This window comes from Pseudarthrobacter sp. BIM B-2242 (assembly GCF_014764445.1).
Taxonomy (GTDB): Bacteria; Actinomycetota; Actinomycetes; order Actinomycetales; family Micrococcaceae; genus Arthrobacter; species Arthrobacter luteus_A.
On sequence record NZ_CP061721.1, the window covers coordinates 2597924 to 2618909 of the forward strand.

The 20986-nt window shown below is 67.5% G+C and carries 19 protein-coding genes; 7 read left to right on the forward strand and 12 right to left on the reverse strand.

The window, feature by feature from the left end:
• Positions 1–167: 167 nt before the first annotated feature.
• From IDT60_RS11950 to IDT60_RS11960, 3 genes are all read left to right on the forward strand, one after another.
• Entirely contained in the window at positions 168–1547 is a 1380-nt protein-coding gene (locus IDT60_RS11950) for an amino acid permease (RefSeq protein ID WP_191079243.1), read from the forward strand.
• Positions 1548–1728: 181 nt separating this feature from the next.
• On the forward strand, positions 1729–2556 hold the full coding sequence (locus IDT60_RS11955) for an alpha/beta fold hydrolase (protein WP_164199093.1): 828 nt from the start codon (positions 1729–1731) through the stop codon (positions 2554–2556).
• A gap of 118 nt (positions 2557–2674) precedes the next feature.
• Entirely contained in the window at positions 2675–3322 is a 648-nt protein-coding gene (locus IDT60_RS11960) for a phosphoribosyltransferase (protein WP_191079244.1), read from the forward strand.
• A gap of 31 nt (positions 3323–3353) precedes the next feature.
• Here IDT60_RS11960 and IDT60_RS11965 read toward each other — a convergent pair whose 3' ends face one another.
• The 4 genes from IDT60_RS11965 to IDT60_RS11980 form a co-directional block, all read right to left on the reverse strand.
• Complete coding sequence (locus tag IDT60_RS11965; RefSeq protein WP_191079245.1) at positions 3354–4739, reverse strand: MFS transporter; 1386 nt, start codon at positions 4737–4739, stop codon at positions 3354–3356.
• Between the two features lie 62 nt (positions 4740–4801).
• The gene (locus tag IDT60_RS11970) at positions 4802–8059 is read right to left on the reverse strand and encodes an AAA family ATPase (RefSeq protein ID WP_191079246.1); all 3258 of its coding nucleotides are present in this window, start codon (positions 8057–8059) and stop codon (positions 4802–4804) included.
• Positions 8056–9261 carry an exonuclease SbcCD subunit D gene (locus tag IDT60_RS11975; RefSeq protein ID WP_191079247.1) on the reverse strand — a complete coding sequence of 402 codons (1206 nt, stop codon included), beginning with the start codon at positions 9259–9261 and terminating at the stop codon, positions 8056–8058. The genes IDT60_RS11970 and IDT60_RS11975 overlap by 4 nt, the downstream gene beginning before the upstream one ends.
• A 92-nt stretch (positions 9262–9353) precedes the next feature.
• On the reverse strand, positions 9354–10316 hold the full coding sequence (locus IDT60_RS11980; protein ID WP_191079248.1) for an aquaporin: 963 nt from the start codon (positions 10314–10316) through the stop codon (positions 9354–9356).
• A 201-nt stretch (positions 10317–10517) separates the two neighbouring features.
• Here IDT60_RS11980 and IDT60_RS11985 point away from each other — a divergent pair, with 201 nt between their 5' ends.
• Positions 10518–11597, forward strand: a complete 1080-nt coding sequence (locus IDT60_RS11985) for an ADP-ribosylglycohydrolase family protein (protein WP_191079249.1) — start codon at positions 10518–10520, stop codon at positions 11595–11597.
• Here IDT60_RS11985 and IDT60_RS11990 read toward each other — a convergent pair.
• The gene (locus IDT60_RS11990) at positions 11584–12102 is read right to left on the reverse strand and encodes a DUF4395 domain-containing protein (protein ID WP_191079250.1); all 519 of its coding nucleotides are present in this window, start codon (positions 12100–12102) and stop codon (positions 11584–11586) included. The two genes, IDT60_RS11985 and IDT60_RS11990, sit on opposite strands and share 14 nt — an antisense overlap.
• A 68-nt stretch (positions 12103–12170) precedes the next feature.
• The gene (locus tag IDT60_RS11995; RefSeq protein WP_164199078.1) at positions 12171–13184 is read right to left on the reverse strand and encodes an exonuclease domain-containing protein; all 1014 of its coding nucleotides are present in this window, start codon (positions 13182–13184) and stop codon (positions 12171–12173) included.
• 150 nt (positions 13185–13334) lie between these two features.
• Between IDT60_RS11995 and IDT60_RS12000 the strand changes: the two genes are divergently transcribed.
• Positions 13335–14105: a VTT domain-containing protein gene (locus IDT60_RS12000; protein WP_280113775.1), complete on the forward strand. Its 771-nt coding sequence runs from the start codon at positions 13335–13337 to the stop codon at positions 14103–14105.
• A gap of 91 nt (positions 14106–14196) precedes the next feature.
• Here IDT60_RS12000 and rdgB read toward each other — a convergent pair whose 3' ends face one another.
• The 6 genes from rdgB to clpS form a co-directional block, all read right to left on the reverse strand.
• A complete protein-coding gene (gene rdgB, locus IDT60_RS12005; protein WP_223883704.1) occupies positions 14197–14826 on the reverse strand; it encodes an RdgB/HAM1 family non-canonical purine NTP pyrophosphatase in 630 nt (209 codons plus the stop codon).
• A 71-nt stretch (positions 14827–14897) separates the two neighbouring features.
• Entirely contained in the window at positions 14898–15656 is a 759-nt protein-coding gene (gene rph / locus IDT60_RS12010) for a ribonuclease PH (protein ID WP_164199074.1), read from the reverse strand.
• 63 nt (positions 15657–15719) lie between these two features.
• Positions 15720–16517 carry an MBL fold metallo-hydrolase gene (locus IDT60_RS12015; RefSeq protein ID WP_191079252.1) on the reverse strand — a complete coding sequence of 266 codons (798 nt, stop codon included), beginning with the start codon at positions 16515–16517 and terminating at the stop codon, positions 15720–15722.
• On the reverse strand, positions 16514–17581 hold the full coding sequence (gene murI / locus IDT60_RS12020; RefSeq protein WP_191081934.1) for a glutamate racemase: 1068 nt from the start codon (positions 17579–17581) through the stop codon (positions 16514–16516). Before murI ends, IDT60_RS12015 begins: the two co-directional genes overlap by 4 nt.
• A gap of 80 nt (positions 17582–17661) precedes the next feature.
• Positions 17662–18228: a DUF2017 domain-containing protein gene (locus tag IDT60_RS12025; RefSeq protein WP_164199068.1), complete on the reverse strand. Its 567-nt coding sequence runs from the start codon at positions 18226–18228 to the stop codon at positions 17662–17664.
• The gene (clpS, locus tag IDT60_RS12030) at positions 18221–18613 is read right to left on the reverse strand and encodes an ATP-dependent Clp protease adapter ClpS (protein ID WP_164199066.1); all 393 of its coding nucleotides are present in this window, start codon (positions 18611–18613) and stop codon (positions 18221–18223) included. The genes IDT60_RS12025 and clpS overlap by 8 nt, the downstream gene beginning before the upstream one ends.
• Positions 18614–18975: 362 nt before the next feature.
• Here clpS and IDT60_RS12035 point away from each other — a divergent pair, with 362 nt between their 5' ends.
• Positions 18976–20304, forward strand: a complete 1329-nt coding sequence (locus tag IDT60_RS12035; RefSeq protein WP_223883705.1) for a nicotinate phosphoribosyltransferase — start codon at positions 18976–18978, stop codon at positions 20302–20304.
• Entirely contained in the window at positions 20304–20936 is a 633-nt protein-coding gene (locus tag IDT60_RS12040) for an isochorismatase family protein (protein ID WP_164199064.1), read from the forward strand. The genes IDT60_RS12035 and IDT60_RS12040 overlap by 1 nt, the downstream gene beginning before the upstream one ends.
• Positions 20937–20986 lie beyond the last annotated feature (50 nt).

Here is a 20986-nt window from a genome sequence, read left to right on the forward strand (position 1 = left end):
GGCCACTGCGCCACGCCAACCCTTAGTTATAGTCATATTGACCAGAACTGATTCTACGGCCACTTTCGTCCGATACAAAATGTTTCGTGCGCAGGACCCCTGGCCCAGGGGGTAAATTCAAATGGTCCCTTTCGAGGGGCGCCCCCTACCCAAGAAGGTTCACAGGCATGACAGCGAAGTCCACGGCAGTGCGTCCGGAAGCCCATCTCGGCCACACCATGAAACCCCGGCAGCTCACCATGATGGGCCTGGGCAGCGCGATCGGCGCCGGCCTGTTCCTGGGGTCGGGAGCGGGTGTGCAGGCGGCCGGACCGGCCGTCCTGGTGTCCTACCTGGTGGCCGGAACGCTTATCATCCTGGTGATGTGGGCTCTGGGCGAGATGGCCGCGGCCAATCCCACCAGCGGCGCTTTCTCCGTGTACGCCGAGCGGGCACTGGGTAAAACGGCAGGCGCCACCGTGGGCTGGCTGTGGTGGCTCCAGCTGGTGGTGGTCATTGCCGCCGAGGCCCTCGGAGCCGCAGGCCTCCTGTTTACCGTGTGGCCGGTGATCCCCGTCTGGGCGCTTGCTCTGATCTTTATGGTGGTGTTCACCGGCATCAACCTGACCGGAGTGAAGAACTTCGGCGAGTTCGAGTTCTGGTTCGCCATCCTCAAGGTCCTCGCCATTGTCCTGTTCCTGGGAGTCGGCGCCGCGCTGCTGCTTGGCCTTCTTCCTGACGTTGCCTCGCCGGGTCTGGCCAACATCACCTCAGATTTCGCTCCGGCGGGACTAGGCGGCATCGCTACGGCGCTGTTCGTGGTGATCTTCGCCTTCGGCGGGACCGAAATCGTGGCCGTTGCCGCCGCCGAGACCGAGGATCCGGAACACAGCGTGGGCCGGGCCGTGCGGACCGTACTGTGGCGCATCCTGATTTTCTACATCGGCTCAGTCTTCGTCATCGCAGCCGTCCTGCCGGTCAGCTCCGAAGGTCTTGCCTCGCCTTTCGCGGGTGTGCTCGACGCAGCCCGGATCCCGGGCGCCGGCACGGCAATCACGTTAGTCGCCGTCGTCGCGCTTCTCTCGGCCCTCAACGCGAACCTCTACGGAGCGTCCCGCATGGCCTACTCCCTCGCGGAACGCGGCGAGGCACCCCGCTTCCTCTCACGCCTGAGCGGCGCCAGCGTACCCATGATTGCGGTGGGCATCTCGGTGGCATTCGGCTTCTTCGCCACCGTGCTTGAACTGCTGTTCCCGGACCGGATCCTGCCGGCCCTGTTCCAGCTGGTGGGCTCCACCTGCCTGGTGGTCTGGGGCACGGCCCTGGTGTCCCAGCTGATTCTCCGCCGCCGGGCGGACCGGGACGCGACTGCCCTGCCGCTCCGGATGAACGGCTTCCCGGGCCTGACCATCTTCGGCCTGGTGCTGCTGGCCCTGATCTTCGCCGTCGGCTTCAGCGCCGAAAGCAGCCGCATCCAGCTGCTTTCCACGTTCGCCCTCGTCGCAGTCCTTGCCGCTGCCTGCTGGGCAGGCGCACGGTTCGCCGCCCGCCGGCGCAACCCCAGGTAGGTAACAGTTGATGCCTTTTTGAGCTCTCATAACTGCATCAACTGCTCCTCAGATGCAGGGAGCGGAACCGGTAAATCCGCAGTTGAGGCGCCCGGTCCGCCGGCAGGTAAAGTGGTCCCGAAGGATGACGCACCGACGCGCCGGGCCCGCCTGAGCGCCGTACTTGACGAGGACAGACACTATGAGCGGCAGGCACACCGGCGAGATGCATTCGCACACTGTTGAGGGCACCGACCCCCAGCTGTATGTGGAGGTGCATGATCCGGCCACTGACGCGGGACTCCGGCCCGTCCTGCTGATCCACGGCTTCTCCTCCTCCAGCAAGCTGAACTGGGAGGACACCGGCTGGCTGGCGGCCCTCCTGGAAGCAGGCCGGCGCGTCATTACCGTTGACCTGCCCGGCCACGGCCGCAGCGGCGCCCCGGAGGACCTCGATTCCTACACCCCGAGCCGGATCCGTGCGGATCTGCTGCAGATAACGTTCGACGCCGGCGTGCGGCCTGTGGTGGACGGTGACCCTGCCAGCGGGGTTGACGTGGTGGGTTATTCGTTGGGCTCCCGCCTCGCCTGGGAGTTCGGCGCCACCCAGCCCGAGCTGGTCCACCGGATGGTCCTCGGCGGCCCTAACATCGCTGACCCCCTGGCGGAATTCGACCTCATCGCAGCCCAGCGCTACCTCGCCGACGGTACTCCCATTGCTGACCAGTCCACAGCCGGGCTGTTGAAGATGGCCATGCTCCTGCCAAGCAACAACATTTTCGCGCTGTTGTCCCTGATTGAAGCCATCAAGGCCGAGCCCTTTGATCCGGCAGAAGCAGTGCCGCACATGCCCATGCTCCTGGTGGCCGGAGATAAGGATGAACGCGCAGGCACCATGCCACGGCTTGCCGATCTCGCGGCCCGCGCCGGGTCCATGGCGGAACAGCTGGTGCTGCCCGGGCGGAGCCACACCAACGCCATCACCAGCAGGGCCTTCAAGCAGGGCGCCATCTCGTTCCTCGGCGTCTGACCAGGGCCACCCTGACCTGCGCCCGCCGGTTACCAGCCGCGGCGTCGCTGGAGTATCCCGCCAATTCACCGGGCGGCGGTAGGCTGGATGGCGGGGGCGAGATGCCGGAGAGGGACCCATGAGCACGCGTTTTGAAGACCGCACCGATGCCGGTGAGAAGCTGGCGGCGGTACTCACGCAGTTCCGGGAACGCCCGGATGCGATCGTGCTGGGCCTGGCCCGTGGCGGGATTCCCGTTGCGGCGGCAGCTGCCAAAGCCCTGTACCTGCCCCTCGGTGCCGTCCTGGTCAGGAAACTCGGGATTCCGGGCCACGACGAAACAGCCTACGGCGCGCTGGCCTGGTCCGGTGGACGGGTAGTGCGGCTGCTGAACCGTCCGCTGATGACCCGGGTCATGAAGCACGGCGTACGCCAGGAGTGGCTGGACGAAGTGGAACACCGCGAGCGGGCCGAACTGCTCCGCCGGGCAGAGACCTACCCGGGCATCCACCATGATTTAAAGGGCAAGACCGTCATACTGGTGGACGACGGCCTCGCCACCGGCGCCACCATGCGGGCCGCTGTGGAGGCAGTCCGGTCGGCCGGTGCGGGCGCTGTGGTGGCCGCCGCCCCGGTGGGATCGGTGGAAGCCTACACCGCCGTGTCCGAGGTCTGCGACGCCGTGCTGTGCCTGCACTTGCCTGGCAAGTTCCGCGCCGTGGGCAGCTTCTACCGGCACTTCGAGCAGCTGTCCGACGAGTACGCCATCAGCCAGTTGACTCCCTAGCCTTTCCCTTTTTGCCTGTGGGTTCCTGGCTCTACGTTGTGTGTTTCCGGAGCACGGCAGCAGCGGCCACGCCGAGCACAAACAGCGCACCGGCAGCAGCCACGGGGACGGCAAAGGCGGCATGGTAGCCGGCGTGCTGCGCCAACTGGCCGGCCACGGAAGCTCCCAGTGCCGTGCCCGCCACGATCCCGCTGGCCAGGGCAGTCATCACCGTGCCAAGCCTCTCCGCGGGCGCAACAATGCCACCAATGGCAAATACGGTGACCATCACCGGACCCACCGGCAGTCCGAGGAGCAGCAGCACACCGACCATCCCGCCGAGGGAGTCCGGCGCCAGCAGTAACGGCGCCAGCCCCGCCATCAGTGCCGCGCTAACCAGCCAGCGGGCGGCAGGCTTAAAGCTCCGCGGCCAATATGCAACCGACAGGGCGGCAGCGGCGGAACTCACTCCCAGTACCGCATACAGAAGTCCCGCGATTTCGGACGTTGCGAAGCTCGCGGAGAATGAACTCAGGGCCGTCTGGGTGGACCCGAAGAAGGTGCCCATGGCCACCATGGCCAGCACAGGCAGGGAAACCGCAGCGTGAATCCGGGCTGCGCGGGATGACTTGGCGCTGGTTCCGGCGGCATGGGCTGGGGCGGAATTCGCTCCCGGGATCAGCCTTACGGGTACCGCCTTGTGCGTGGGGTGCACAGCGAAGGCAGGCACCAGGGTAATGGTCATGACCACCGCCACGGCGAGCGGTAGCCAGGGGGCCACCACGCTGGCGAGGATGCCCACAAGTGCCGGGCCCAGGACAAAGGTGAGTTCGTCGGCCGTGCCCTCGTAGGACAACGCAGTATCAAGATCCCGGTCAGCGTCCTTGCCTTTGCCCCGCGCGGTCAGGGCCATCCAGCGGACACGGGCAAGCGGGCCGACCTGGGGGCAGCTTCCGCCCGCGAGGAAGGCTGACAGGATCAGGGCCGCCGGAAAGGATCCGTCTTCCGGCACAGCCCACGCCGTACCGATCAGGGCCAGCACGGCCAAGGCGTTGAGCACTGCGGCCACCAAAAGAACGGGCCGTTGCCCGTGCCGGTCAGCAAGGGCGCCGATAACCGGCGCACCGATGGCTGAGCCGATTCCGACGGCCCCGGCGGCGGTGCCACCCAAGGCATAGGAGCCAGTGGACGACGTCACCAGGGTCAGGGCGCCGACCGTGAGCATGGCCAGCGGCAGCCGGGCGAACAGCCCGACCGGAATGAAGCTGCGGCCGGCGAGATGCGGCAGCCTGGCAAAGCGGCCGCGCGGTGGAGACGGCGGGGCGGCCGAGACAGCCGGGCGGACCGGCACGTCGGTCTCAGTGGGGCGGGCGGAGACTTCCGGCTCAGCGGAAAGCGAAGAAAGGGGTGAAGGGTTCAAAGTTCCGGGCTCGTTCATTCATGCGCATCGTCCCTCCTCCCGATGCGCGCTGACCCGGTAACTGTCTAATTATAGCCGGATCAGACCAGAACCTCGGCGGCGTCGGAAATGCGCAGGGTGGAACCGTTGCGGCCCTTCAGGACCTGGAGCTGGGTGCCGATGCGCTGCTTCATCTCCCCCACGTGGCTGACGAGGCCCACCACACGTCCGCCATCGCGGAGGCCTTCCAGCGCATCCATGACCTGTTCCAGGGACTGCTCGTCCAGGCTGCCGAAGCCCTCGTCCACAAAGAGCGTGTCAATCTGGATTCCGCCGGATTCCTGCTGGACCACGTCCGCCAGCCCCAGCGCGAGTGAGAGCGAGGCCATAAAGGATTCCCCGCCGGAGAGGGTGGATGTATCCCTGCGATGACCGGTCCACTGGTCCACCACTTCAAGGCCCAGCCCGGATTTCGCGCCGCGGGCGGCCTTGGCGTCGGAGTGCTGCAACAGGTAGCGGCCGTCGCTCATGGCAACCAGCCGCTCCGAGGCCGCCAACGCCACCTGTTCCAGCCGCGCGGCAAGGACGTAGCTGTTCAGGCTCATCCGGTACGTGTTGTCGCCGCGGCCCGCAGCAGTGTCTGCCAGGGCAGTGAGCAGCCGGGCGTGCTCCCTGGGCCCTTGTCCTGATCCGGCGAGCTGTTCATAGTCGCGGCGGATTGTGGTCAACGATTCAGCACAGCGTGCGGCCATGCCGGCGGCGAGGTCGGCGTCACGCGCTTCCTGCCCTGCCTTCGCGGCTGCTTCCTGAAGCTCCGCCAGGAGGTCCCCGTCACCTGCCGAATCCTCAGCCGCTTCCTTTACAGCCCGCTGCAGTTCCTCCGATGCGAAGAGCTCGGCAATCCGGGCCTGTTCGTCGTGGCCGGCCCGGACCTCGGCGTGCAGGGCAGCTGCCTCAGCCGCCGCCAACAGCTGGGCCCGGACTTCTCCGGCACTACTGAAGCCGGCCTCGGGTAAAGCACGCTCAAGCTGAAGACGTGCTTCCTCCGACCGGGCTTTGGCTTTGTCCAGCAGGTCCCGGGCTGCCACGGCCTTCTCCAGCGTGGCCGCGGCCTCCCGCAGCGACCGCAGCCGGCGTGTGAGGCTGCGGTGACTGCCACGCAGGCCGGACAGCGCCTGGTCCAGGGATGCCAGAGTGTCCCCGACCTCGGCCGACGCCGCCGTAACCCGCGCGAGTTCGTCCGCCGCGGCGCTCCTCTCCGCTTCCGCGGCCTCGATCCGGACTTCTGCGGCTTCGATCCTCTTCCGGAGGTCCTCAAGGTTCTTCACGGCGAGCCGGGACTGGCCGGCAGCGTGGCGGGCGGCTGCCACGGCCTGGACGGCCTCGTCCTCGGGCGTGTCACCGCCCTGGCCGGCCAGGACAGCCACCAACTGGCCGGCCTCGCCAAGCTCGGCGGTGATTGCTGCCAGTTTCGCCTCGGCTTCCTCATAAGCATGTTGGGCAATCTCTTCAGCCTGGCTGAGCCCAAGCGCGGACGCCGCCGCCTCCGCGGGGGCCGGATGGTCTTCGCTGCCACAGACCGGGCAGGCGTCCCCCTCAGCCAGGTGGGCCGCGAGCTCGGCGGCAGCGTTGGCAAGCCTCTCCTCACGCGCGTCCAGCCAGCGGGCCTTCGCCTCGAGCTGGATCTCCCGGGATGCCGAGTGCCGCTGTATGGCCTGCTTCTGCGCCGTAACTGCCGTCCCGTAGCGGCGGACAACGTCCAGGAGTTCCTCCGCGGCTGCGGCTTCCTTCGCGTGCAGGACGGCCGCCGAGGCCACCACTTCCAGGGGCTTCAGTTCGGCCGTCAGGTCCGCCTGCCGGGCCCGAAGGTCCGCTAGCCGCTCGACGAGTTCCCTGCCGGATTGGGTCAGTTCCTGCTGCCGGGCCGCGAGCGAAGTGCGCCTCGCGGCCAGTGCCTGGAGGCGCTCCTCGTCCGGCAGCCTGGCTTCAACGACCGCCAGCAGTGACCGGATACGGCTGAGTTCATCTGTGACGTCTAGGGCGACGACGGCGTCTGCATTCCCGTCGGCGGCCACGCCGGTGCCTGTTCCGGGCATGCCATTGCCGCCGTCCGTGTCCGGAAACCCGTCCGTGCCCAAGAGCCCAAGCGAGTCCGCACCCGGTCCCGCGGCTGTCCCCTGTGCCGCATCCAAAGCGGAAAGATCCAGATGTTCGAGTTCGGGGTCTTCGCCCGCGGCCATCCGCAGGAGCGTGATGGCCGATTCCATCTCGCCTGCCGCGTTCCGGACCTGCCTTTCGCTCGACTGCACAGCCTGCAGTTGGCCGGTGAGCACCTCGGCGCGACGGTGCTGGTCCAGCCGCGAAGTCAGCACCTCAAGGGCCGGAAGCGACGCCTCAGCGGCTTCCTTCCGGGCCTGCGCGGCGGCCAGCCTCCGCTGCCGTTCCCGCCTCGACGTTTCGCTCTCCAGCGTGGCTGATGCGTGTTTGCTCACCGACACCGCGGTCTCCGCTGCTGCTGCGAGTTCGGCCGCACGCCGGGCTACGGCCGCCTGGAGCCAGCCAAGCCGGGCGCCGGGTTCGTCCCAGGCGTTGCCTGCCCCTCCGGCAGCGTCCGCGTCATGACCCGCGCCAGTGCCTAAGCCGCCGCTAGAGCCAGGGCCGGCCGCGGCAGCATCATCGATCGCCAGTGCCGAGGCCTCGGCTTCCGCCCGTGCGGCCAGCAGTTCAAGCTCCGCGTTGAGCTTGGCAACATCGTTCCGGGCGGCCAGGGCCCGGGCGGACAGTTCCTGTTCCAGCGCCTCGAACCGCTGCGTGCCGAAAAGTTTCTGCAGCAGTTCCAGGCGGTCGGAGGCCTTTGACCTTAGGAAGGCCGCGAAGTCCCCCTGGGGCAACATGACCACCCGGGTGAACTGTTCGCGGTCCATGCCCAGCAGGGCAGTAATTTCAGCGCCGGCCTCGTCGTTTCGGCCGGACCTGTCCGTCCACGCCCCGCCAACGCGTTCCCGCAGGAGGGTCTTCGCCTGCTGGGTGGTGAAGCCGTACTTGCCGCGGGCGCTGGGCTTGTCCCAGGCCGGAGACCGGGTGACCTCGAAGTGGCGTCCCTGGGCGGAAAACTCGCAGGTCACAGACGGTTCAAGCGCAGGCTCAGCATGGTCGCTGCGGAGGCGCTTGCCTTCCTGGCGCGCACCTGGCACCGATCCGTACAGCGCGAAGCAGACGGCATCCAGCACGCTGGTTTTGCCGGCTCCTGTGGGTCCGTTCAGGAGGAAAAGGCCGTGGGCGCTCAGCCTGTCGAAGTCCACCTCTTCAGTGCCGGCGAACGGTCCGAACGCTGACATGGTCAGGCGGTGGATTCTCATAGTGATGCCTCCCGGAGGCGCACGTTGTCCAGCGCACCGGCGATGGCCAGCCGCTCGGCGTCATCCGCATCCCGTCCCCGGACATGCTCCAGGAAACCGCAGCAGACCGAAAGGTCGTCCTGGGCTTCGGCAAGCCGCGTGCTGTAGCTGGTGGTTGCCTTGGCGGAGCCGCCCTGCGGATCAAACCCGAGGACCAGCGTGTCCGGGAAGCGCGCCCGCAGCCGCTCCATGGCCTGCTGCGGCCGTTGCGCGTCGGTCAGCGTGATCTGGCAAAAGGCGTCCTCGGCCCAGGCGTGGTCGCCGGACTCCAGGAGTTCGGTGATTTCGCCGCGGAGCACCGCCAGCTTCCGGGGAGCGTCCCACGACAGTTCCGAGACGTTGGTGACTCCCTCCGGGCCGACGTCAATCAGCCAGCTTCCTTTGGTGTGCCTGGCCTCGGAGAACGAGTAGGCCAGGGGCGAGCCTGAATACCTGACCTGCGGTGACAGGGTCTGCCGGCCGTGCAGGTGGCCCAGTGCGGTGTAGCTGAAGCCATCAAACAGGTCCAGCGGAACGGCGCCGACTCCCCCGATTCTGAGGTCCCGTTCGCTGTCGGAGCTGATCCCGCCGCTGGCGAATGTATGGGCGAGCACAACGGAATGCACGGTTCCCCCCGCGCTGCGCTGTGCGAGATCCGCCCGGATGCGGTCTGTTGCGGCCCGGGTGACGGCGAAGTGGCTCGCAGGCTCTGCGCCCAGCTGTTCCGCGACGAGGCGTGGCTCCAGCCACGGGATTCCGTAGATGGCCAGGACGGCGGCGTTGTCCTTGCTCCCGCCGGCCCCCGGGCCAGCGGCCGCGCCGGGCTCCAGGGGCAGGACCAGGGGCTGGTCCAGGTCCGCCAGCCTGGTCCGCAGGTGCACTCCGCCACGCTCCAGCAGGCGGGAGGCGAAACCCAGCCGGATGGCGGAGTCGTGGTTGCCGCTGGTCAGCACAACCCGGGCGCCCGCCGCTGTCAGCCGGACCAGCGCGTCATCCAGCAGGCGCACGACGTCCACACCCGGCAGGGCGCGATCGTACACATCACCGGCGATCAGGACAACGTCAATCGCCTCCGAAGAGACGGTACTGACAAGCTGATCAACAAATGACCGTTGGGCGTCCAGCATTCCGACGCCGTGGAACGACCGGCCCAAGTGCCAGTCCGAGGTGTGCAATAACCGCATATTCCTACGCTATCGGCTGCCACTGACAACGCAGGAAACCGCCGCGGCAGGCTGCCTCTTCCTGTTCCGCCAGTGCGTCCGCGCCGGTGCTCCTAGCCACGCTTGCCGTCGAAGAATTCCCGGGCCTCGTCGCGGCGGGCCTGCTCCCGCACGGCGGCCGCTGAAGGGGCCCCGGTGTCGGAAAATTCGGCGTCGCGCGCCGCGTCGCCGCTACCTTCGATGTCGTCAAGATCGTCAAAATCAGCAGCATCATCAGCTTCGGTGTCCGCTACAGAACCTGCGGCGGGGGCGTCACCGGCGGCGAAGCCGCGGAAGACGAGCCCGGCAATGGCTGCACCCACGATCGGGGCAACCCAGAACAGCCACAGCTGCTCAAGGGACCAGCTGGAGCTGAACACGGCGGAGGCGGTTGCGCGGGCCGGGTTGAACGGGGCGTTGCCCACGGACAGGCCAAGCTGGAGCAGGACGGCGGCGGCGAGACCCACTGACAGGGCGGCGGCGGCCTTGTTCACGTTGTCGCGGGCGGTGGTGCCCAGGAAGACGGCTACCAGGATGGCCGCGCCGAGCACCTCGAGCAGGAGCACGCCGGCCAGGGGCGCCTGGATGATGGAATGCTCACCGAAGCCGGCGGTCACCGTGTCGAAAGCCGTTCGGCTGTCCTGGATGCCCGGCAGGGTGCGGAGGATGCCGAAGAGTGCCAGGGCACCCAGCAAGCCGCCCACCAGCTGCGCGGCGATGTAGGCCGCCGCGTCCCCCAGGCGGATGCGGCCGGCAACCGCGTGGCCCACGGTGACGGCGGGGTTGAAGTGACCGCCGGAAACGTAACCGAAAGCCAGCATCGCCGCCGTTATGGCCAGGCCTGCGGCGAGTGCGGCCGGCAGGGGGCTTGACTGGGGAATGGAGAACAGCGGAACGCCCAGGCCCGCCACCACAATGAAGAGGCTGCCGAACGCTTCTGCGGACAGCCTGGACACCAGCCCGTGCCGGATGCCGGCGCTGTTGCCTGCTGCCGGCCCGGAGGCGGAATCATGGTGGACGGGAACAGGCGTGGTCATGGTGGGCAGTCCTTTTCGTTGGAGTCGCTGCGCGTTCGTTGGAGCGTCGCTGCGCAAAGAGTTGAGGGGCCGGCGGGATGTATCCGCCGCGGCCTCTGCATTCTGCCAAGGAATTCTGGGCGTTGGCTGAGTCCGAGCTTAGTGGATGGCCGGGCGGGCACCCGGCGCGGGCCGCCTCCGAGCCACGGTAAATTGGCTGGTATGAGCATTGATCCGGGCGCCGTCGCGCCCTCGCTGACGTCCCGCATCCACGGCTGCCTGCTGGGCGGCGCCCTGGGTGACTCGCTGGGCTACGCGGTGGAGTTCGACACCATTGAGGCAATCCGCAGCCGTTTCGGCCCCGCCGGCGTGACCGATCCCGCAATGCTCGGCGCCGGCAGCCACTTTTCGGACGACACCCAGATGACGCTGTACACGGTGGACGGCCTGGTGGAGGCGCTGGAGTGGGCCAATGACGGGGTGGGTGCCGATGTGAACGCCTGCATCTGGCTGGCCTACCTCCGCTGGCTGGCCACGCAGGGCGAGCCTGTGCCGTCGTCGTCCCCTGTGCAGCCGAAGCGCTGGATCGACACCAATGACGTCCTGCGGCACCGCCGTGCACCGGGAAACGCGTGCATCACCGGACTGGCCACCGGCGAAATGGGGACGGTTTTCCGGCCGGTGAACCCGGAGTCGAAGGGCTGCGGAACCGTGATGCGCTCCGCCCCGTTCGGGCTGATTCCCCATATAGCGTCCGACGCCGTCTATAAGTTGAGTGCCGATGCCGCCGCCCTGACCCACGGCCATCCGTCCGCCCGGCAGAGTGCCGGCGGCTTCAGCCTGCTGATCCACCGCCTGGTGGCCGGCGACAGCCTGCAGGACGCGGCGGCGGCGGTCCTGGATGAGGTGCGCGGCCTGAAGGATGTGGCGGCGGAGCTCCCGGAGCGGCTCGAAGCAGCAATCCGCGGCGCAGCCGCAGGCGTCTTTTCGCCGGAGGAACTGGTGCGGCACCTCGGCGAAGGCTGGGTCGCCGAGGAAGCGTTCGCCGTCGGGCTTTATGCCGTTCTGGCCACGGCGCCGGGCGAGGATTCCGCGCCGTCTCCCGAAGGTCACTTCCGGGCAGCCATCGCCCTGGCCGTGAACCACAGCGGTGACAGCGACTCCACGGGTTCCATCGCGGGAAACATCCTGGGCGCGTACTACGGGGAGGCGTGCCTGCCCAAAGCATGGCTCGAAGCCCTCGAAGCCCCGGAGGTCATCCGCGGCATGGCCGATCTGCTGGCGGGTGTTACGACCGCCTGAGCGCCACGTTGTTGCAGGCCTCACAGACGTCCTCCGGGATCAGGCCCCTGCGCTGCAGGACGCCGAAGATCACGCAGCCCAGGCAGAATCCCGCGAAGGCTTCGAGCGAGGCCGCCGCGATGAGGACCGCGAGGACAATCCAGGCGGCCGGCGCGGCGCCCGCGGCGAACAGGATCAGTGCCGTGGTGGAGACCAGCGTGCCCATGCCCTGCGCAAAACGCTTCGGCGGCCCGGGCACGAGGCGGGCGCGGCCCAGCCGGGGCGCGAGGACCTTCACCGACAGGAGGGCCAGCGGCGAAATTCGAGGCCCGAACAGTACCCGCAGCCAGAATCCGCCGGCGATCAGGACCAGTCCCCACCCGGATCCGGCCAGCAGAGTCAGGCCTGCCAAAAGCACCACCAGGCCGGCGGTGATGCGGGCAGCGTATTCATTGACGGGGTTGGGGAAGGCAAACACGGCGGACCAGTTGATGCCGCTGCCGGAGCCGTGCGTGGGTTTGCTCATCCTGCAAGGCTAGGAGCCGCCCGGACGGCTGGGAAGATTTGTTGCGCCGGATGAACCAGGCAGCGTGCCTAGACGGCAGCAGCACCTGCGTAGCCGCCCACCATCTGCAGGAACTCTCCCTCGGAGAGGACCTCAATGGGCTGGCCGCGGTCATGGAGCTCCAGGACGCGCCGTGCCTTGCCGGTCAACCGTCCGGACCGCAGGTCCGAGGCCACAAACCCGTCGCCCACCACAAGCACGGTGGTGCGGGCTGTCACGCGGCTCTCCGGCCGGGCACCCAGCTCGGCCGAGCGCACCTTTGCCTCCGGACGGCCCATGGCCAGTTCGCCGGTGAAGACCACAGTCTGGCCGTACAGCGGATGGGACGGCTCGGCGTCGGCGTTGGGCAAGGGGTTGGCGCCTTCCTCCGGCCAGCCGGAGAGGAATGGCCGGACCGGCGCGCCGCTGCGGCCGGCAGCGGCGCCGGAGAGTGCGGCGATGCTGGGTTTCGAGAGGTCGTCATAGGCCGGGTCAAAGGATTCCTGCCGGGGAAGTTCGAGGCCCAGGGAGAGGTACAGCTCGGCGATGCTGTTGGCATTGTTGCGCGCCGCGATGTCGATCAGGATGCCGGCGCAGGCACGGGCGTCCTCCGCGGCATCGTGGTGGTTGACCAGCGGCACACCGGCTTCCTCGGCGGCGAACGGCAAGGAATTAGACACCAGCGAGTAGCACCGCCGGGACAGCATCACGGTGCAGACGTACTCATAGGCAGGACCGGCGAGCCCTGAGACCTCAAGGCCGGACCGGATCACGCCGAGGTCAAAGGCGGCGTTGTGGGCTGCCAGGATGTCCCCGCCAATGAAGGCCCCGATCTCCGGAAACAGCTCCCCGAACCGCGGACGGCCTGCGACGTCCTCGGACCTGATGCCGTGGATCCTGGTGTTGTGGTACTCAAAATGGTCGTGGTTTGCCGGGGGCCGCATCAGCCAGGAGGCTTCCTCCACCACGCGTCCGCCGCGGACCTTTGTCAGGCCCACCGCGCACGGCGATCCCCGGAAGCCGTTTGCCGTCTCGAAGTCGATCGCCGTAAAGTCCAGTCCCACGGCCCATACTTTACCGCCGGACAGGGCCGTTCCCGTGTCACCGGGGCGGCCCTGTCGTGGATATCACCTGCCCGCCGGCGGCCGGCAGGTACGGGACAGCCCCGGGGGCAGGGGACGGTCAAGTACCCTGAGTAGGTGAACTTTCATGCGATCAGCGACTTTGCCGTGCCCATGCTGGGAGGTGCGGGACCCATCCAGCCACAGCTGGCCTCGTTCCTGCCCGATTGGCTGAACCCCGATGTCTTCCTCCGTGACTCCCCGCTCGGACCATGGGTGGTCCTGCTGGTCTGCGCCATCGTCTTCGCGGAAACCGGACTCCTGGTGGGCTTTTTCCTGCCCGGCGATTCGATGCTGTTCACCGCCGGCCTGCTGGTGTCCACCGGCGCCATTGACTTCAATCTGTGGGGCATGTGCGGGCTGATCATTGTGGCCGCCATCCTGGGCAACCAGACAGGGTATCTGATCGGTTCCAAAGCCGGGCCGGCCATCTTCAACAAACCTGAATCCCGGCTGTTCAAGCGTGAGAACGTGGAAAGTGCCCATGCGTTCTTCGAGAAGCACGGCGGCAAGGCGCTGATCCTTGCCCGTTTCGTCCCCATCATCAGGACGTTCGTGCCTGTCATCGTGGGCGTTGCCCAGATGGACAAGCGCAAATTCTTCCTCTACAACGTCATCGGCGCGCTCCTGTGGGGCGGCGGCGTCACTCTCCTGGGTGCCTGGCTGGGCCAGTTCAGCTGGGTGGGCGAGAACATCGACATCATCTTCATCACCATTGTGCTGATCTCCGTGATTCCGATCGGCGTCGAGGTCCTCAAGGGCCTGTCGGCGAAACGCCAGGCAGCCCGCTTCGGCACGGATCCGGTGGATGAGTTCATCGAAGAGCACGCTCCCCACGAGGAACGCAAAACCAACCTGGACTAGCGCAGCGCTGTCGGGCACAGTTCCCGGAACCAGCTGAGGGAGCCACACATAGTGTGTGGCTCCCTCAGTCGTTTACGAACGGCGTGAGGCTCTAGTGCCGCGCCAGGGCCTCGACGATGGCCGGCAGGAGTGCCCGGAACGCCTTGCCGCGGTGGCTGATGGCGTTCTTCTCCTCCGCTGTGAGCTCGGCACAGCTGCGGTCCTCGCCCGCGGGCTGCAGGACGGGGTCGTAGCCGAAACCGCCCTCACCCCGCGGTTCACGCAGGAGGATGCCTTCAAGCTGGCCATACTCCACGGTCTCGTGTCCGGTCCCGTCCGCAGCGGGAACGGCCAGCGCCGCGGCGCAGACAAATGCCGCACCGCGGTGCCCGTCCGGCACATCGGCGAGCTGGTCCAGCAGGAGCCTGAGGTTGGCGGCGTCGTCGCCGTGCCGCCCGGCCCAGCGGGCCGAGAAAATCCCCGGCGCACCGCCAAGGACGTCCACGGCCAGTCCCGAGTCGTCCGCGATGGCCACCAGGCCCGTGGCCGCAGCCACCGCCCGTGCCTTCAGGAGCGAATTTTCTGCGAAGGTCACACCCGTTTCGACGACGTCCGGGGCTCCCGCCGCCGCGGCATCCACCACCTGGGTGTCGACGTCGAGCCCGGGAACCTGGCCGCGCAGGAGCTCGCGGAGCTCCCGGAGCTTGCCTTTGTTATGTGTCGCGAGGACGAGCCGCGGCACTGCTCCGGTCTCCTGACCCGCGCCGTCCTGCACCGTCCTCTCCGGAAGAGAGCTGCCCGGGCCCGCAGCACTCACAGGGCGTCCGCGAGGGTTTCGCGCTGGATCGCCGCCAGCTGGGTGGTGCCCAGCAGGGCGAGGTCGAGCAGCTGGTTGAGCTCGTCGCGGTCGAAGGGAGCGCCTTCGGCGGTGCCCTGGACTTCGACGAACTTGCCGGATCCGGTGACCACAACGTTCATGTCGGTCTCGGCGCGGACGTCCTCGACGTAGGGCAGGTCCAGCATGGGCACGCCGTCGATGATGCCCACCGAGACCGCGGCGATGGTGTCCACGAGGGGCTGGGCGTTCTTGGCGATCAGCTTGTTGTCGCGGGCGAAGCGGATGGCGTCGGCCAGGGCCACGTAGGCGCCGGTGATGGCGGCTGTACGGGTTCCGCCGTCGGCCTGGAGCACGTCGCAGTCCAGCACGATGGTGTTCTCGCCGAGGGCCTTGGTGTCAATGATGGACCGCAGCGAACGGCCGATCAGGCGGGAGATCTCGTGGGTACGGCCGCCGATTTTTCCCTTGACCGATTCGCGGTCGGAGCGGGTGTTGGTGGCGCGCGGAAGCATGGCATACTCGGCCGTCACCCAGCCGCGGCCTTCGCCCTTGAGCCAGCGCGGCACACCGGCGGTCAGGGAAGCCGTGCACAGGACCCGCGTGTTGCCGAACTCGATGAGGGCCGATCCCTCTGCCTGCTTGGACCATCCGCGGGTAATGCTGATGGGGCGGAGCTGGTCGGGGGCGCGGCCATCGGCACGCACTACAGGGACAGTTGTGGCTTCAGAAGTCATACTGCAAGCTTATCGACTCACAGCTCATCGGCCCGACGCGCCCGGCCCCGCCACCGGCCCGCCCTAAACCGTGTAATGCACTCCGGCGACGGCAACGGCGACGTCGCCGGGAAAGACCGGCCGGGCCTCCGCCATCACAGTGCTCGGTGAGGTCCACACCGGAATGTGCGTGAGCAGGAGCCTTCGCGCCCCGGCAGCGGCGGCGGCCTCCCCCGCGCGCTTTCCGGTCAGGTGCACATCCTTGATGCCGTCGTCGCGGCCTTCCTCGAAAGCCGCCTCACAGAGGAACAGGTCCGCGTCCTGGGCCGCTTCCTCCAGCCCGGCACAGGAATCGGTGTCGCCCGAATACGTCAGGACGCGGCTGACCGGATTGCCTTCCTTGTCCCGCTCGGTGACGTCCACCCGGAGGGCGTACGCCTCTTCGACAGGATGATTGACGGCATAGGGCGTCACGGTGAAGGGACCCACGCTGACCGGCTTGCGTTCGGCCCAGTTGGTGAAGTCGAATTCTTCATGCATGCCGGGGTCAAGGTCCAGCCCGTAGGCCGTGGCCATCCGGTCGGCGGTGGCGGCGGGACCCCATACCGGGATCCGGCCGCGTCCCCAGCCGCCCGGCTTCCAGCGGACCGCCACATGCAGGCCGCAGAGGTCCATGCAGTGGTCAGGGTGCAGGTGGGTCAGGAAGATCGCGTCGATGTCCTCGAGGTCGGTGTACCGCTGGATGGCGCCGAGGGCTCCGGAGCCGAGATCCATCACGATCTTCCACGTCCGCTCGCCGTCGTTGGCGGTCAGAAGGTAGCACGACGCCGGGGAGCCGGGGCCCGGAAAGGAACCGGTACAGCCTACGATGGTCAGTTTCACAGGGCAGGACCTCCGGCCCGGCGGGCATCCACGAAGTTGGAAATCCGCTGCCCGGACGTGCCGGAACGGGCACTGGCGCGCTGCGCTGCTTCGATCATCTCCGGTGTGATGCGGGCCAGGCTTCCGGTGGGGTACTGGGCGGCCACATGGTCCACGTGTTCGACGGACAGGACTTCAGGGCCCAGGAACCTGCGGGCCAGCGTCTCAAACTGGGCGGCGTCTCCGGTGGCAATGAAATGATGCTCCGGCGATGCTTCGCTGGTGCGCTGCAGGTCGTGGGTGACCAATGCCCGGTACACGTCCTTGGCTGTTTCCTCGGCACTGGATACCAGCGTCACGCTGTCCCCCATCACAAAGGAGATCACACCGGTCAGCAACGGGTAGTGCGTGCAGCCGAGGACCACCGTGTCCACGCCCGCCGCCTTCAGCGGGGCCAGGTATTCCTCTGCGACGGCGAGCAGTTCCGGACCGGTGGTAATGCCGGCCTCCACGAAACTGACGAACCGGGGGCAGGCCACCGAGGTGATCGCCAGGTCGGGTGCGGCTGCGAACGTGTCCTCGTAGGCGCGGGAGCCCACGGTCGCTGAGGTTCCGATGACACCGATCCGGCCGCTGCGGGTCGCCGCGACCGCCCGGCGGACCGCCGGCTGGATCACTTCGATAACGGGAATGCCGTACTTGGCTGTGTACCGCTCGCGGGCGTCCCGGAGCACAGCGGCCGACGCCGAGTTGCAGGCGATGGTGAGCAGCTTCACGCCGGAGTCCACCAGTTCGTCCATTACTCCGAGGGCATTCGCCCTGACTTCGGCGATGGGCAACGGCCCGTACGGCCCGTTGGCGGTATCGCCGACGTAAAGGATGGACTCGTTGGGAAGCTGGTCGATGATGGACCGCGCCACCGTCAGTCCGCCGACGCCCGAATCAAAGACGCCAATAGGGCGGGATCCCACCAGGCCGGCGCTGTTGCCGGATGGGGGCTCCCCCGCTGCTGTCGCTGCCGGGTCCATGCTCGAGGCTGTTGTCATGATTATTCGAGGATAGGTCTTCCCTGCGGCCTCAGCCATCACATTGTGGCGCTGCACTCATGTCGAATTTGTCACACTGCGGACCTGGCCGGTGGTTCAGCGGGCGGCAGGACCGCAGTTCAGGGGCGCGAATCCAAGGACTGGAGCATGGCCTGGACCAGGGACTCCTGCAGCCACGTGGTGAAGTTGTACACGAGGGCCAGGTAGCTTTCCACGTCCTCGGCCTGGGACCAGTCCTGCATGAGGTGCACGTGCTCCGCATCTGCCTCATCCCGGATGTCCAGCCGCTCCGCCAGTACCAGGCGGACATCGTTCAGGGCCATTGACCAATGCCTGGCACCCTCGGCGGTCAGGACAATCTCATCCTTGTCCAGATCCAGCGCAGCGGCGCGGAGAGCCCCGATCTTGGTTTCCCGCAGCGAACGCTCGGTGAGTTGGCGGAATTCAAGGGACGCGCCGTCGTCGTTCTTCATGACATCCGGCAGGAGCCGCCTGACCGCACGGTCCGTGGGGACCTGGACGTCCATGTCCAGCCCGATCAGGGCAACCAGGGGATCCTCACTGGGGTTTTCGGCCGGCTCAAGCATGGAGATCACATCGTCGATCAGGCTGCGGAGCAGTTCACGCTCGGCGGGTTCGAGAAACCCGGTGATGCCCTTGAGCCCGTATTTGAATGCCTTAGCCACGTTTCCCCTTGCCCTGCCCGGACCCGCCGGATTTTCCTGAGTTCCTGGAGTTGCCGCCCGGACCTCCGGTCGCCTTCTCCACAGTGGCCCACAGCCCGAAGCCGTGCATGGCCACCGCATGGCGTTCAACCTGTTCCTTGCTGCCGTGGGCAACGATGGACCGGCCCTTTTTATGGACCTCCATCATGAGCTTGTTGGCCTTGGTCTCGGAATAGCCGAAGTAGCTCTGGAATACGTAGCTGACATAGCTCATCAGGTTGACGGGATCGTTCCAGATCACCAGGTTCCAGGGGATGTCCGGGGCGGTCAGGGAGTCTGTGGACGCCTCTGTCCCGGTCCGGGTGCCCTCCTGGGTATCAGGGCCGAGCGCAACGCTTAAGGTCATCTGTCCATTCTATGGGGAGGACGGGCCCACGCTGACGTGGGAGCCGGCGGGTGGGCCCACGGCGGCGAGGGCCCCGCGGCGAAGCGGAGCGAGACGTGGGAGCCGGCGGGTGGGCCCACGGCGGCGAGGGCCCCGCGGCGAAGCGGAGCGAGACGTGGGAGCCGGCGGGTGGGCCCACGGCGGCGAGGGCCCCGCGGCGAAGCGGAGCGAGACGTGGGAGCCGGCGGGTGGGCCCACGGCGGCGAGGGCCCCGCGGCGAAGCGGAGCGAGACGTGGGAGCCGGCGGGTGGGCCCACGGCGGCGAGGGCCCCGCGGCGAAGCGGAGCGAGACGTGGGAGCCGGCGGGGACTAGAGTGAATTTCGTGAGTAATCCTGCCGGCTGGGACCATCCCCGCGCGTCCTTGTACACAGACCACTACGAGCTGACCATGCTTCAGGCGTCGCTGCACTCCGGCGCTGCGCACCGGCGGTCCGTGTTCGAGGCTTTCGCCCGGCGGCTTCCGGACGGCCGCCGGTACGGGATTGTGGCCGGCACGGGCCGGCTGCTGGAAGGCCTCGCCGATTTCCGCTTCGGTGCAGAGGAGCTCGATTTCCTGGGCCGCACCGGCGTGGTGAACCAGGACACCCTCGATTACCTGGCGAATTACCGCTTCACCGGTGACATCTGGGGCTACCCGGAGGGTGAGGCGTATTTCCCCAACTCCCCCATCCTCATTGTGGAGTCCACCTTCGCCGAAGCCTGCATGCTGGAGACCTACCTCCTCTCCGTCCTGAACCATGACAGCGCCATCGCGTCTGCGGCGTCCCGCATGATCACGGCGGCCGGCAACCGGCCGTGCATCGAGATGGGCTCCCGGCGTACGCATGAAGAGTCAGCCGTTGCGGCCGCCCGCGCCGCCGTAATTGCCGGGTTCCACAGCACCTCCAATCTCGAGGCAGGCATCCGCTACGGCATCAAGACCGTTGGCACCGCCGCGCATTCGTTCACCCTCCTGCACGACACCGAACGGGAAGCCTTCGAGGCGCAGATCGCCTCACTGGGGGTGGGCACCTCGCTGCTGGTGGATACGTACGACGTCGAAGCTGCAGTCCGTGCCGCCGTCGAGTTGGCAGGGCCCAAGCTGGGCGGGGTGCGCCTGGACTCCGGCGACCTGGTGGCCCAGGCCTCGTGGGTGCGCCAACTGCTGGATGAGCTGGGCAACGAGCAAACACGGATTATGGTCACCTCGGACCTGGATGAGTTCGCCATCGCGGCGCTGCAGTCCGCCCCGGTGGACTCCTACGGGGTCGGCACCTCCCTGGTCACCGGCTCCGGCGCCCCCACGGCGAGCATGGTCTACAAGCTGGTGAGCCGCACGGACGACGCCGGCAACTTCGTCTCCGTGGCCAAGGCAGCGAAGAACAAAACCAGTATGGGCGGGCGCAAGTATGCGCTGCGCAAGCTCAACGAGCGCGGCATCGCCACCCAGGAGATCGTGGGCATCGGCCACCGTCCCGAGGACGACGGCAATGACCGGCCCCTGCTCCAGCAGTTTGTGAAGAACGGCGAGTTGCTTCCGGGCTGGACGGGCCACGAGGGCGTCGTCCGTGCCCGCCAGCGGCACGCGGACACCATGGCCGAACTGCCGTCCGTGGTCAACCGCCTGCAACGTGGAGAAGCAGCCATTCCCACTGTCTACGAGGAGAACTGATGTCCCGCGCCCTGATCATTGTCGATGTGCAGAACGACTTCTGCGAGGGCGGTTCGCTCGCAGTAGCCGGTGGTGCTGACGTCGCCGGAGCGATCAGCGAGTACGTCGAGGCCCACCATGCAGAATTCGACCACATCGTGGCCACCCAGGACTGGCACATCGATCCCGGTCCGCATTTCTCCGAAACCCCCGATTTCAAGGACAGCTGGCCCCCGCACTGTGTCGCCGGCACCCGTGGCGCGGAACTCCACCCCGATCTGGACACCGAATACATCCAGGCCTATTTCCAGAAGGGCCAGTTTGCCGCGGCATACTCGGGGTTCGAGGGCCTGCTGGCTCCAGAGGACGCCGTGCCCACCGGCGAACGGCAGCCCGGCGCCCTGCCCTCGGACGCAGATGCCTACGCGCCGGCCGATGATGCCATCGGCCTGGATGATTGGCTGCAGAGCCACGACGTGGAAGACGTTGTGGTGGTGGGAATCGCCACTGACTACTGCGTTATGGCGACTGCGCTGGACGCGGTCCAGGCAGGCTACTCCGTGACTGTCCTGCGGCACCTGACCGCCGGCATCGCCGAGGACCTTGATGACGCTGTTGCCGAGATGGAGCTCGGCGGCGTGGACGTCGCCTGAAACTGACAGACGCAAAAGAGGGTGATCCTGTTACGGGTCACCCTCTTTTC

Bases quoted from the DNA above. Each gene is read 5' to 3' on its own strand.
- IDT60_RS11950 (WP_191079243.1), top strand. From the start codon at position 168: ATGACAGCGAAGTCCACGGCAGTGCGTCCGGAAGCCCATCTCGGCCAC.
- IDT60_RS11955 (WP_164199093.1), top strand. From the start codon at position 1,729: ATGAGCGGCAGGCACACCGGCGAGATGCATTCGCACACTGTTGAGGGC.
- IDT60_RS11960 (WP_191079244.1), top strand. From the start codon at position 2,675: ATGAGCACGCGTTTTGAAGACCGCACCGATGCCGGTGAGAAGCTGGCG.
- IDT60_RS11965 (WP_191079245.1), bottom strand. From the start codon at position 4,739: ATGAACGAGCCCGGAACTTTGAACCCTTCACCCCTTTCTTCGCTTTCC.
- IDT60_RS11970 (WP_191079246.1), bottom strand. From the start codon at position 8,059: ATGAGAATCCACCGCCTGACCATGTCAGCGTTCGGACCGTTCGCCGGC.
- IDT60_RS11975 (WP_191079247.1), bottom strand. From the start codon at position 9,261: ATGCGGTTATTGCACACCTCGGACTGGCACTTGGGCCGGTCGTTCCAC.
- IDT60_RS11980 (WP_191079248.1), bottom strand. From the start codon at position 10,316: ATGACCACGCCTGTTCCCGTCCACCATGATTCCGCCTCCGGGCCGGCA.
- IDT60_RS11985 (WP_191079249.1), top strand. From the start codon at position 10,518: ATGAGCATTGATCCGGGCGCCGTCGCGCCCTCGCTGACGTCCCGCATC.
- IDT60_RS11990 (WP_191079250.1), bottom strand. From the start codon at position 12,102: ATGAGCAAACCCACGCACGGCTCCGGCAGCGGCATCAACTGGTCCGCC.
- rph (WP_164199074.1), bottom strand. From the start codon at position 15,656: ATGACTTCTGAAGCCACAACTGTCCCTGTAGTGCGTGCCGATGGCCGC.
- murI (WP_191081934.1), bottom strand. From the start codon at position 17,581: ATGGCTGAGGCCGCAGGGAAGACCTATCCTCGAATAATCATGACAACA.
- clpS (WP_164199066.1), bottom strand. From the start codon at position 18,613: ATGACCTTAAGCGTTGCGCTCGGCCCTGATACCCAGGAGGGCACCCGG.
- IDT60_RS12040 (WP_164199064.1), top strand. From the start codon at position 20,304: ATGTCCCGCGCCCTGATCATTGTCGATGTGCAGAACGACTTCTGCGAG.